Source organism: Bacillus sp. NPDC077411 (genome assembly GCF_044543425.1).
In the GTDB taxonomy this organism is placed as follows: domain Bacteria; phylum Bacillota; class Bacilli; order Bacillales; family Bacillaceae_G; genus Bacillus_A; species Bacillus_A bruguierae.
The window spans coordinates 17,659-30,494 of record NZ_JBITWA010000013.1; the positions used below are offsets into that span (position 1 = coordinate 17,659).

A 12,836-nucleotide genomic window follows, 5' to 3' on the forward strand; every position below is an offset into this window, starting at 1 on the left:
ACATAGTATTTCAACAGAAGTTGCTTTTAATGCTCGTTAAATGCTTCAAATATTGTTTTTCTTTTAGACGGAGACAAATATATTGTACAAGGAACTCATAATGAGGTTTTATATAAAAGCATATCAATATTACAAAAGATACTTTAATTCGCCCATGCACAAAAAGGATACAGCATTCAGCTGTACCCTTTTTCCATCTTTATTAAATAAAATTCCTAGCATCGTTATTACGGCCAAATTTATAAATAGCAATTAAGAAGAAGGAAATTGCAAAGGCGAATAAGATTAAAATGTTTAAATATAAATCTGCGAACTGCGTTCCTTGCTGTAATTTCGTGATTGTATCTAATAACCAACGCTGCGGAAGAAATTCAGCTATTTTTTGGACTGATGTTGGCATAATTTCAAATGGAAAGAAGCATCCTGCAAGCAAACATGTAGGTGTAATAATGATGTTTTGCATTGCGTTTGCAGAAGGTGAATTTTTCGCAAAAGATACAATTGCTAACGATAAACCTATTGCGATTAAGCCAAATATCATCAATACTCCAATCATAACAAGCAAAGGCATATTGGGATCAATATGAAATACATTCGTCATACATAATACTGTTACAACAATTTGTACGATTAAAATAAGCATATTAACAGCAACATTAGATAATATATATTTCCTTCCATCTATCGGTGTTGATAATAATCTGAAATACGTTCTATTCTCTTTTTCTTTCAAAATTACTTCTGAAAAGTTCACCGCTGAAAATAGCATAAACATTATGAGATAACCAACTGTTTGATTCGTCATATCTTTATTTTTCGAAGTATCCTTAAGTGTATGAGCTGTTAACTTGAACGATTTTTTTTGATAGCTTGCATACATCTTGTCAAACTTATTTTGATCACCTTGTGCTACTTTACTTATTGCCGTTATATTATCAATATAATTATACAAATAAGATTTTATAAAACCTGTGATTTGTACACCTTTAATGGAGGAGATTTCAATGTGACTCGGCTTGCCATCTCGAGTACTTTGCGAAAAGCCTGAATCTAACGTAATGACTGCATCAAGTTTTTTCGAGGCAAGGTTCTCTTCTATTTCTGATGATTTAATTTTGCTTACTTTTACATGGTCTAATCCTTCTATAAATTTCACAGTATCACTTGCTATATAATGATTTTCATTATTTACAACCCCAATACGTAATGTCCCCTGCCCTGCATTTCCATACATCAAAAATGAAATTAACGCTCCTGCTATGGGCAATCCAATAATAAAAAGTAACCCTTTTTTATTTTTCAAAAGTACAGATAATGTTTTTTGTATGAGCCATAAAATATCTTTCATATTATAGCCCCTCCCGTCTACGTAATGCGATAATCGCAAGCAATAAAAACAATGCTGAAATTCCAAGGTTTAAAGAAATTACCGGAAATGCTGCTCCTAAATTATTCGCATAAATAATTTTCATAATCGCTGTATTTGCCCATGTTAATGGCGACATATTTGTCAGCACATTTTCTTCGACTACAAAATATGCCCCTCCAAAAATAGAAGCTAATTGTACAACGACCATAATCATTGCTTTAGCTGCCTCACCTGTTTTCGTAATATAGCCTATCCCTAATCCAAAGCTAATCGCAAGCAATACTTCTGTCAGTAAAATCAGAAAAACTACCCCAAGATGATCACCCCAATTTGCCTTATAGACAAACTTACTAAAGAAAATAACAAGAAGTAAACAAAGTCCATTTGTTACAAGACTACCAAATATTTTTCCTAAGAAAATCTCCGCTTTGCTAACCGGCGCAGCAATTAAACGATCTCCCGTTCTTCGTAATCGCTCTCCGCGAATGAGATGACTTGCTCCCATCGCTCCGTACAAGGCAATCATTGTCGTCATCACAACCGCATAATAATCCATAGAACTTGGTTTTTTAGCAGCTTGTAAAGATGTCTCTTTTATATAATCATCATGATTTCCACTTGAAATAACTGTACTAACTTTCTCAGGATCTACTTTCGCAACTTCTACTACTACGTTGTACTTATCGACAAATGTAGTAAGCATCCCCTCAACAATACTTCCTTCAATACTATTTCGATCACTCTCATATAACTTCACACCATCTTGATTCATTTCTACATAGCCAGCATATTTATTTTGTTTCACTTCTTCCTTTCCATCTACATCGGTTGAAACTTTTTTAAAGTGAATTCCCGATTTACTTGTTTCTTTTATAAATGCTTCAAATGATTGTGAGAACTTACTATCCGCTTCATCTTTATATAATACCTGTATATTTTTAATAGAAAGACTGTCACTATTAAATGCATTTGTTAAAGCTGTTCCCAAGATTAGCATAAGCACAACTGGGAATGCTAACATAAAAACTAATGTTCTTATATCTCGAAAATCCCTTTTAATTTGTGTGATAGCAATATTGAAGATATTCAAACGATGAACCTCCTTTTTCGATTTACTATTAATCTTGTTAGTCTCGTAATTTTCTTCCCGTCAACGTCAGAAACACTGTTTCTAAGTTTGGTGCCTGTTCTTCTAATGATCGTATTTCTATATCATGACTAATAAAATATTGAATGATTTTATTTAAATTGTTCACTCCTGTATCGGAATTCACTTTAATTACGTTCTCTTCTATTTGAACAGCCTTAACCCCGCTAATTTCTTTAAGTTGGTTCACATTCATATTTTCAAGCGATTTTACTTCAATCCAAATATCTTTCGTATCAGTAATGATCGCCTTTAACTGTTCTTTCGTTCCTTCTGCAATAATCTTTCCGTGATCAACAATCGCAATTTTTGTACAGATTTCCTCCACTTCTTCCATATAGTGACTTGTATAAATGATTGTGCTCCCCATTTCATTTAACTTTCGAACAGACTGGAGAATGTAGTTCCTTGACTGCGGATCAATCCCTACTGTCGGTTCATCCATAATAATTAACTTCGGACGATGCGCAATAGCGCAAGCAATGTTAAGTCTTCGTTTCATTCCACCGGAAAAGTTCTTTGGATAGCTTTTATGTTTATCACTAAGCCCTACAAATTGAAGGGCTTCTTCTACTCTCGCTTTTAATTCCGCTCCTCGTAAGCCATATAATCCTGCAAAAAACTTTACATTTTCATAGGCTGTTAATTCCTCGTAAATTGCTAAATCTTGCGGGACAATACCGATGTTCATTTTTGCAAAACGGTTATGCTTCTTTATATTTTTTCCTAGTATACAAATCTCACCTTCGTTACTTCGTAACAATCCAGCAATCATATTAATTGTTGTACTTTTACCAGCACCATTTGAACCTAAAAAACCAAATATTTCTCCTTGTTTAATAGCTAAAGACATATTATCTACTGCGATGAAATCCCCAAATTTTTTCGTTAAGTTTTTTATTTCTAATGCGTTCATCATTTCACCCCTGTTTTCATTTCTATGTTGTTATTATAAGCAAAAAAAATGAACCTGCTCAGTGCAGAAGTTCATTCTTTTCACATGAGAATATTCACTTTTTTCATATGAGATCATTCATCTCGCTTATTCTTTATCCCGCATTAACGGGCAGTAGGCCCCCCTCAATATTGGTGGGGGATAACTACCCGTAAAAGCCCGATTGGTGAGGGCTTTCCATCAGTGGGAGATGAAAAAACTCCCCACTGATGGAAGTTTCACTTTATTGTATCGGCAGTAGCATTGTTACAGAAAAACCATTGGTTCCATCTACAATAATCTTGCCATTAACGGACGCGGTTCTCTCCTCCATCCCAATAATACCAAGGCCTTTTTTAACAAGAACTCCACCCTTCCCATTATCCTTCACCTGCACCTTAACCATCTTGTTAAGCACATGAATATCGATTGAAATAACCGTCGCATCCGCATATTTCATCGCATTCGTTAATGCCTCTGTAACATTTTCACCGATAATTTTCCACTGGATAGGAGAAATTGTATCCAAATTTCCTTTATACACAAATGGGATTTTTATATTATGCTTGCTCGCAAATTCATCTATGAATAATTTCATACGATGAATCCCCATTTGCTCAGTTGGTGGTTTCATATTTTTAAGGGTAATCCTAATACTTTCAATACCATCTTTAGAAATATGAATCGCATTTTGTAATAACTCCGCAGCTTTGTCCCTATCTATTTCCATTAACCTCTTTGCTGCTTCCATTTGAATAAGCGCACCTGTCATGGAATGACCAATTTTATCATGAATTTCTTGTGATAATCGATTTCTCTCTTCTAATTTAAATGTGTATTCAGATTGTCTTATGTATTCTTTATTTTCGTTTAAGCTCTTTGTGAGTCGTTGCATATCCTTTCGCATCCTATCATTTTGCATTTCAAACTTTAATAAACGCGCTGTATAAAGAGACGCCATTGTGAAAATAAGAAAACAAAATGTAGCAATTAATCCATATGTCATTCGGACACTTTCATCAGCAAAAACAATAGGAAGAATCATAATTAAAAAAGGCTGCCATTTCTCTTTCACGTAATAAGATACTAGTTCATATAAGTTCAGTGGTAAAAACAAAATGAATAACGGATGAATCTGTCCTGTAAACAAAATTGTAATGCCAGTTGAAATCCCGATTAATATTTTTTTATAAGCATCTTGTTTTAAAATAGAAATTGTCACGTTCACACAAAGATATGAAAGCAAAGCAAATATAACCCACGGTAAGTTTGTAGCATTTGAGTAAATATAACTGAACACAATATATAGGAAGACAATTAATTTACTCATGATTAACCAAGATTCCATATAATTAGTCTACTTTCCCTGTTAAATAGTAAATCGCGATTTGCGTACGATGCTCAAGGCCCGTTTTCCCTAGAATAGACGTAATATAATTTGCAATTGTTCCTTCTGATATGAAGAGCTGCTTTGAAATTTCTTTATTAGAGAAACCCTTTGCAATTAATGCAATAATACTAAGTTCCCTCTCTGTGAAAAGAGTCTTATCTATTTTTGACTCCTCTTCTTTGTTTTCCAGCAAGTTAGACTTAATTTTATCAAGCACTACGTCTTGCATAACAGTTTGCCCGTTATATACTCCTTTTATCGCATCACGAATACGCTCTGGGTCGTTATTTTTCAATAAATAACCTTTCGCTCCATTTTTCACTGCATCTAAAATGTATTCGTCATCATCAAATGTCGTTAAAATAAGCGGCTTTGTTTTTGTTTGTTCACAAATTAATTTCGTTGCTTCCACACCGTTCATATTTGGCATCCGAACATCTAAAAGCGCAATATCCACTTCATGTTTTTTACAATATGCTAAAGCTTCTTGTCCATCATTTACCGTTTCTAACACTTCAAATTCTTCATATGTACTTAAAATAATCTTCATGCCTTCTCTAATAAAAGAGTTATCATCAGCTATTAATATTTTTATTTTCATGTTTGTTAGTATGGAAATTCTCCTACTAACATTCACATCCTTTCTCCATGTAACATTTCCCTATTGCTCATTATATACTTCTCTATACCATTTTTTCACACTTTTTTTGATATAGCCCCTTCTCTGAAAATATATTATTCTTTTTTTATATCATGTGTAGGGGGACTTCTCATTTCTTACGTCTATATAATAGAATGTGTCAAAAAGGAGGGAGAGAACCATTGAGGAAAAACAATTAATTGAAAAAGCACAACAAGGAAGTGAACATGCTTTTCGCATCCTTATAGAAACATATCGCCATTATATTTTTCAAGTTATTTTTGCTATTTTAAGACATCAAGAAGATGCCCAAGATGTCACACAAGAAGTGTTCGTAAAGATCCACGCTTTTCTACCTAATTATCAATTCCGCGGATTCAAAACGTGGATTACGCGGATTGCTACAAATCATGCCATTGATTATAAGAGAAAGAAAGCAAGGGAAAATGAAGAACTCTCCTTATCCAAAAAAACTCAGGAAGATATAAAATCCTCCCATAATATTGAGGCATTGTTATTGACGAAAGAGCAAAAATTGTTGATTGCTCAAAAACTAAGAGAACTTCCAAAGAATTATCGTGATGTTGTTCTCGCACATTACTTAGAAGAAAAAAGTTATCAAGAAATTGCTGCTCAACAAAATGCTGAAGTCAAAACGGTGGAAATGAAACTTTACAGAGCAAGAAAATGGATTAAAAAACATTGGAAGGAGGAAGATTTTTTATGACGCATTTTTCAAAAGAAGTTTGGTGCAATTATATTTTAGACCTTCTATCAAACAGTGAACGCGAATCTATGGAACAACATCTTTATGAATGTGATCATTGTTTAGCACTTTATATGGAAATCATTGATGAACAAAATGAAAACCTTCCAATGATAAATGATTCTTCATTTACAAATGAAGTTATGGAGCAAATCAACTTTGAAGCCTTAGAGTCTGAAGAAAAAATGAGTAAGAAGCAACCAAGACAAATAAAAAGTACGCTCATTCACTACATAATTGCAACTGCAGCTACGTTAATTTTTATGGCAAGCGGTTTATTCCATTATATTTTCACAGTAACTTCTAGTTTTGAACAATCTTCTAAACAAAGTGGGGTTTCGATTTCAAAACAAATCTTAAACAAAACTATACACACATCAAAAACGAACGGAGGTTCAAAACATGAATAAAAATCCTTTTTTAGCGCTTGTTTTAGGGCTAATTCCTGGGCTTGGACATTTATATTTAAAGCGCATTGGACGTTTTATTATATATAGTGGTTGTTCATTATTACTATTCACTGCTGCGGTAGGGTTTATTATTAACTTTGGGTATAGCGATATAATTTTCCTTATCGTATTTTTATTAGCACTTGTATGGGGAATAAATCTGCTAGACTTAATTATTTCTATAGTGAATCAGTCATGGAAAAAAGAGAAAGACCAAACGCAAGAATCAGCACGTGAAAGTGAACGATTTTATATCATTCTCTTATCCATCATACCTGGACTTGGGCATTTTCAATTAGGACTTATGCAGCGCGGACTTACATTTTTAGTTGCTTGCACAGGACTAGGTAGCATGATTATATTCGTTACACTATTAACAAATCAAGAAAGCTTTCTTATCTTTCTTGCTACTTTACCTGTTCTTTGGATTTATAATTTCTTCGATGTCGTCCAACAACTACAGAAAAAAGAACGCGGTGATATAATAGTCGATCGTACTATTTTCGAAGAATTTGAAGAGCATCGAGAACAAGGAAAGAAAAGCAAAACATTTGCTTCTATTTTAGCTATGTTCCCTGGAGCAGGCCATATGTACTTAGGCTTACAGCGCCGCGGTCTTCAGCTAATGGCAGCTTTTTTACTTGCTATTTATTTGCTCGACTTATTAAGATTATCAGCCTTCTTATTTTTAGTACCTATTATTTGGTTTTATAGCTTTTTTGATACATTACAGCAAACTGCAAAATACGGAAAAGAAGACTTACAAGACACACCCATTATTGATTATTTTATTAATCATCAAAAATGGCTCGGCATCGGACTTATCGGGTTAGGAGTCTACTATTTATTAGATCAAACACTCCTTCCTATTTTAAACGATTATTTCGCTACTATATTTAACATTCATATTAGTGAATTGTATTATCGCTATTTCCAAACATCTATCGTTGCCCTCCTTTTAATTGGTGGTGGCTTTAAATTATTACTAGGAAATAAAGAAGAAAAAGGTGGTGCGAAAGAATGAGAACATGGCGTGTAGGAACGATATCTATGGGGATTTCAACTATTACATTAGGTTGTTTCTTATTATTTTCAACTATAAAAGGTATACAAGTATTCGATAACATTACAGCATGGTGGCCTATTCTTTTCATTGTACTCGGCATCGAAATTTTACTATATGTTGTATTCTCTAAAAAAGAGCAACCTATCATTAAATATGATATTTTTAGTATTTTCTTTATCGGTGTCTTAGGGACAATTGGTATTGCCTTCTATTTCTTATTATCCACTGGATTACTAGAAGAGATTCGTTATTCTATTAACACAACTGAACAAACAAAGAACATCCCAGAAGTGCAGTATGACATAGCTGACTCTATTAAAAAAATTGTAGTTAATACAAGTAATGCCCCTCTTACAATAGAAGGAAGCAACAGCAATAAAGTACATTTATTAGGAACATATGAAATGACTATGAAAGAAAATGAAAAAGACAAACTCAAGCAGGACGACTTCATTGCGATTCAAACAGTCGGCGAAACGATGTATGTGACATTAAAACCATTACCCGTTCACCATAAATTCTTCGCTTCACAATCACGAATGACAGCAACACTTGTCCTCCCGCAAAATAAAAACGTGGAAATTCGTGGTTCTGAAAGAGAACTCTCTCTTTACCCAGGTCAATTACAAAACAATTGGTCTGTACAAGAAAGTTCAAACGTATCTGTTCATCTTGTAAAAGATAGTGATATGACACTATCAGCTGTAACCACTCAAAAGGATTCTCATGGGAGTACACCTTGGGAACATGTAGAAAAACTAACGAAAACAGAAAATAATACTTCAGAAGAGAATCCCGATTCAAATCAGCAAGAACAATGGTATAAAAACACCATAAAAACTGGAAATGGTGCACATCAGCTAAACATTCAAAAAACTTATAATATAGACATAAGTGTTCTTGAAAAATAAGAAGCTAAAAAACCCTTCCACATTCATCATGTGGAAGGATTTTTCTATATAATTGCTTTAATTCCTTCCAAAACTAACCCAATCATAAACCCACAAACAGCACCATTTACACGAATCCACTGCAAATCTTTTCCTACATTATTTTCAATCATTTCAATTAGTGTTTGATCATCTAGCTTATCCAAATTTTCTTGTACAAGCTTTCCAATTTTAGAATGATTGTTTTCGACAAAGATTACAATTTGCTTTTGCAACCATTCTTCCAGTCTTTGAATCGTTGCTGGATCTTCTTTTACTTTATTTATTTGCGCCCTTAAAAATGAAAGAAGATATTTATTTGTAAACTCTTCTTTTTTCACAAAAGCAACTGCTCTTTCTTGTGCCTGACTCAATATTTCTGCTATTTTTTCATTCACTTTCCAATTGGTAATCAAACTTTCTTTCCAATTCTCCAATTCCTGTAGTACCGCTTCATTTTCCTTAACTTGAACAAGTTCTTGGCGAATCTTCATTAATATAAGTTGTCTTGTGCTATTATCAGGATTTTGTAAACTACCAATATTACTAATCACAAACTTCTGCAAAATATTTCCGATTTTTTCTTCATCTACCATATTCATAAAAGATTTAAGCGTAAACTGTAAAAATCCCTCTACTTTTATATTTTCCATCGCTTTCATGCCTAAACTTCCGAGCTGATAACGCGCTTCATCTTGAAGTGTCCACTCTTTTACTTTAACTAACATATAATCAAATGTTTTTTCATCGTACTCTTCTGCAACTAATTGATCAATAAGGACTTGCAGTATATTTCCTGTATGAATCGTATGCAAATACGTTTTTAATTCTTTTTCAATTACAGTAGCTAATTTTTCAGTATTAATTTGAAGAATCGCTTTTTCAGCGATTGTAACAATGCCTTTTCTCACGTTATCCGATTGCAACTCTCTTTCTGCAACCTGCAATACGATTTGTGCTAACTCCATCTCTTTTACTTTATTTGTTATACTTTCTTTCGTCAGCCAATCATTTTCCAGTGTAGAAACAATTCCTTTCGTAATTCGTTTCCGGTTTTTTGGTAGTAGTGCTGTATGCGGAATTGGGATTCCCATCGGATGACGAAACAGCGCCGTAACTGCAAACCAATCGGCAAGTCCGCCTACTAAACCAGCTTCAAAGCCGCCTTGTATAATCCCACCTGCTATCGTTCCTTGAAACGGAATTGTTGCGGCAAACCCAACTCCCATTATTCCAAGTGAAATTCCAGCTAAATATTTTGACTGTAGTGACATTGTATTTCCACATCCTCTTATTATGTATAAGTAAACCCTTCAATTTGTAAATTCATTGAATGATTTAGACCTTTATGTATAGAATCTCAATTTTCTTTAACACAAGCATATATATACTATAATAAACCACGTTAAAAATAACAAAGAAATTCAGAACAAAAACGAGAGGCTTATATGCCTCTCTCATTTTACAATTTTATAATATTGTTAAAAATTCAGCAATTGGCCCCAGTACAAGTACTGGTAAAAATGTTAAAGCACCTATTATAAATATCGTACCAAGTAAGATTCCTCCAAACAAACGACTGTCGGTTTGGAACGTGCCAATCGTTTCAGGTACAATTTTTTTCTTTTTGAGTCCAACTGCAACAGCAAGCATCGTAATGATACTAAAATAACGACCAATATACATAACAAGACCTGTTGAAATATTCCAAAATGGGGTATTATCATTTAATCCTTCAAATCCAGATCCATTATTTACAGCAGACGATGTATATTCGTATATAACTTGTGTTAAACCGTGAAAGCCAGGATTCGAAATTGCATCTGTTCCGAAATGTGTTGAAAAGGCAATTGCTGCAGCGCCAAGAATAAGTAATGGCTGAGATACAATCGTAATGGCGATTAATTTCAGTTCTTTCCCTTCTAATTTTTTGTTAAGAAACTCCGGCGTACGTCCTACCATTAATCCTGCCAAAAATACTGCAATCATTGCATACATGATTACGTTCATGAATCCGACTCCAATCCCGCCATATACAGTTCCTAGAAGCATATTTACGAGCGGGACCATTCCTCCAATTGGTGTTAACGTATCATGTGTTGCATTCACGCCCCCTGTCCCCGAAGCACTTGTAACAGTTGCATATAAAGCGGAAGATATAACGCCAAGACGCATTTCTTTCCCTTCCATATTTCCTTGTGAGTGATCTACACCAATTTGATTTAACAGCGGATTTCCTTTTAATTCAGATATGGCAAGTGCCGAAAATCCAACGATAAACAAAATGAGCATTGATACAAAAAACATTCTTCCTTGTTTACGATTTCCAACCATTCGTCCGTATACAAACGGAAATGCCATTGGAATTAACATTTGCAGCATCATTTGAAGCACATTACTAATCATATTTGGGTTTTCAAAAGGATGTGCTGAAACTGTTCCAAAAAAACCACCGCCATTATCTCCAAGTTCTTTAATAGCTAGCAACGACGCTACTGGTCCACGAGGAATTACCTGCTCCGTTCCTTCTAACGTTTTTGCGATAATTGTAGAATCTAACGTCTGCGGTGTTCCTAGTGCTAGAAAAATTAACGAAGCTACAAATGAAATTGGTAACAATACCCTTACAATAGATTGAACAAAATCAACAAAGAAATTCCTTACTTTTTTACCTGCTAGCACACGAATAAACGTAATCCCAATCGCCATTGAAGTTGCAGGTGCTGCAAACATCATAAACGTTACCCCAGCCATTTGAGAGAAATAAGATAAATTACTTTCGCCCCCATAATGTTGTAGATTCGCATTTGTCATAAACGTGATGGCTGTATGAAACGCTAACGTCGGCTCCATTCCTGGAAAATGATTTGGATTTAACGGTAACATCCCCTGTAATCGAAATATAGAATACACAACAAGTATAAAAAATAGATTCGTTATGATTAAACAAAACAGATAGCGCTTCCAACTTTGACTATAGCCCTTAATGCCCGCGATTTTAAACAAAATTTTTTCTATCGGACCAAATACCTTTTGAAATGGTCCATTTTGTTGAAAAACATTGTATATGTAATCTCCCATTGGTTTTGCGACAACTACAAATAAACAAATTGTAATTAGACTTGTAAGCCAGCTCACTCTTTTCCTCTCCTCTGTTATCTCTATATTTTTCTCCATTAAACATAGAAATAAGCCATAATGTAATTTTTTACCACAAGAAGAATAAAAGAAAACACTAGGCTGCACCTAGTGTTTTTTACACACAAGTCCCCCCTCTCAAAACGCTGACGAGGTTAGCTGTCGGATTCGGACCTTGAGAGTAGCCCTACCTAAAAAGGATTCACCCCGAGTGACAAAGCACAAAATTGGTTCCCCCGCTCCTATATGGATTAAGCGATATTCGTCTGTAAAATTTTCCATTTGTCTGTTAATATACTCTTCTAAACTCTTATTGTAAAGAGAGAAAATAAAAAAAGAAAACCTCCCTTACTGAAAGTTTTCCTTCTACATATCAATAACAATAAAACGCTACTACAAAAATAAGTGCGATATACAAACAAAGCGGACTATATAACCACGTATCATACATCGAAAATTTTGTCCCTTTTACTTTCTTAAAAAAACCAACATATTTCATATCACCAACTGCACGTAAAAAGAAAATTCCAGCCAAAGCGATACATCCCCATTTTGTATAACGACTCGGATTCCAGAAAGACAAATATCCACTTTGTGCTAAAAGAATCATAGCAAAACAGAGAATGGCAAGTGCCACTGCAAAAGTCCCTATTTTCCGCGGAACAAAAGCATATTCGCCACTGTCTTTTTTCATCGGAAGAACAACCTTACTGCCCCAAGATCCGCCACATGCCCAGTACATATGAATGAGACTGATGAACACAAGTATGTTTGCACCTAAAATAATGAAAAAGGCTGCCATTGTATCTCCCTCCTACTCGCACATATGAAAAATCATATTTTCTCCTTCATAGTTTCGCTTACTTTTAGTAACTTTCTTTCATAAATCTCAATATAATTAAAATCGAGTGTTCTTTATCAAATTTACTTAGCATGCTTTTTTCGTCATGCTGAAGGTGTCGTCCCCTCAACATAACAAAATTAATTATTCTCCAAACAATAGAAATG

Annotated in this window: 12 protein-coding genes, 1 pseudogene and 1 riboswitch; of the genes and pseudogenes, 5 read left to right on the forward strand and 8 right to left on the reverse strand. The window is 34.2% G+C overall.

Annotation, left to right across the window (positions count from 1 at the left end; all coding sequences use genetic code 11):
* Positions 1 to 54: 54 nt before the first annotated feature.
* Positions 55 to 147 (forward strand): annotated as a pseudogene (locus tag ACIGHG_RS25700) (esterase/lipase family protein); the annotation flags it as partial.
* A 55-nt stretch (positions 148 to 202) separates the two neighbouring features.
* Here the strand turns inward: ACIGHG_RS25700 and ACIGHG_RS16405 are convergent.
* The 5 genes from ACIGHG_RS16405 to ACIGHG_RS16425 form a co-directional block, all read right to left on the reverse strand.
* Positions 203 to 1,348 (reverse strand): ABC transporter permease, encoded by a 1,146-nt coding sequence (locus ACIGHG_RS16405; protein WP_396549443.1) that lies wholly within the window; start codon positions 1,346 to 1,348, stop codon positions 203 to 205.
* A gap of 1 nt (position 1,349) precedes the next feature.
* Positions 1,350 to 2,459, reverse strand: coding sequence for an ABC transporter permease (locus ACIGHG_RS16410; protein ID WP_396549445.1), 1,110 nt, complete (start codon positions 2,457 to 2,459; stop codon positions 1,350 to 1,352).
* A 37-nt stretch (positions 2,460 to 2,496) separates the two neighbouring features.
* Positions 2,497 to 3,432, reverse strand: coding sequence for an ABC transporter ATP-binding protein (locus ACIGHG_RS16415; RefSeq protein WP_336471824.1), 936 nt, complete (start codon positions 3,430 to 3,432; stop codon positions 2,497 to 2,499).
* A 262-nt stretch (positions 3,433 to 3,694) separates the two neighbouring features.
* Positions 3,695 to 4,798: a sensor histidine kinase gene (locus tag ACIGHG_RS16420; RefSeq protein ID WP_396549447.1), complete on the reverse strand. Its 1,104-nt coding sequence runs from the start codon at positions 4,796 to 4,798 to the stop codon at positions 3,695 to 3,697.
* A 4-nt stretch (positions 4,799 to 4,802) separates the two neighbouring features.
* Positions 4,803 to 5,441 carry a response regulator transcription factor gene (locus ACIGHG_RS16425; RefSeq protein ID WP_090912212.1) on the reverse strand — a complete coding sequence of 213 codons (639 nt, stop codon included), beginning with the start codon at positions 5,439 to 5,441 and terminating at the stop codon, positions 4,803 to 4,805.
* A gap of 196 nt (positions 5,442 to 5,637) precedes the next feature.
* On the opposite strand from ACIGHG_RS16425, the gene ACIGHG_RS16430 reads away from it, so the two are divergent.
* The 4 genes from ACIGHG_RS16430 to ACIGHG_RS16445 are packed head-to-tail and all read left to right on the forward strand — an operon-like array spanning position 5,638 to position 8,672.
* Positions 5,638 to 6,207 carry an RNA polymerase sigma factor gene (locus ACIGHG_RS16430; protein ID WP_244547972.1) on the forward strand — a complete coding sequence of 190 codons (570 nt, stop codon included), beginning with the start codon at positions 5,638 to 5,640 and terminating at the stop codon, positions 6,205 to 6,207.
* Positions 6,204 to 6,656 (forward strand): hypothetical protein, encoded by a 453-nt coding sequence (locus ACIGHG_RS16435; RefSeq protein ID WP_336471767.1) that lies wholly within the window; start codon positions 6,204 to 6,206, stop codon positions 6,654 to 6,656. The genes ACIGHG_RS16430 and ACIGHG_RS16435 overlap by 4 nt, the downstream gene beginning before the upstream one ends.
* Positions 6,649 to 7,719, forward strand: coding sequence for a hypothetical protein (locus ACIGHG_RS16440; protein ID WP_336471766.1), 1,071 nt, complete (start codon positions 6,649 to 6,651; stop codon positions 7,717 to 7,719). Before ACIGHG_RS16435 ends, ACIGHG_RS16440 begins: the two co-directional genes overlap by 8 nt.
* Positions 7,716 to 8,672, forward strand: coding sequence for an exosporium protein E (locus ACIGHG_RS16445; RefSeq protein WP_396549450.1), 957 nt, complete (start codon positions 7,716 to 7,718; stop codon positions 8,670 to 8,672). The genes ACIGHG_RS16440 and ACIGHG_RS16445 overlap by 4 nt, the downstream gene beginning before the upstream one ends.
* Before the next feature lie 44 nt (positions 8,673 to 8,716).
* Here the strand turns inward: ACIGHG_RS16445 and ACIGHG_RS16450 are convergent, their stop codons facing one another.
* From ACIGHG_RS16450 to ACIGHG_RS16460, 3 genes are all read right to left on the reverse strand, one after another.
* Positions 8,717 to 9,964, reverse strand: a complete 1,248-nt coding sequence (locus tag ACIGHG_RS16450; protein ID WP_396549452.1) for a DUF445 domain-containing protein — start codon at positions 9,962 to 9,964, stop codon at positions 8,717 to 8,719.
* Between the two features lie 196 nt (positions 9,965 to 10,160).
* A complete protein-coding gene (kdpA, locus tag ACIGHG_RS16455) occupies positions 10,161 to 11,828 on the reverse strand; it encodes a potassium-transporting ATPase subunit KdpA (protein WP_396549454.1) in 1,668 nt (555 codons plus the stop codon).
* A 128-nt stretch (positions 11,829 to 11,956) separates the two neighbouring features.
* Positions 11,957 to 12,096: riboswitch (cyclic di-AMP (ydaO/yuaA leader) on the reverse strand.
* A gap of 105 nt (positions 12,097 to 12,201) precedes the next feature.
* A complete protein-coding gene (locus tag ACIGHG_RS16460) occupies positions 12,202 to 12,630 on the reverse strand; it encodes a DUF3995 domain-containing protein (protein ID WP_396549456.1) in 429 nt (142 codons plus the stop codon).
* Positions 12,631 to 12,836 lie beyond the last annotated feature (206 nt).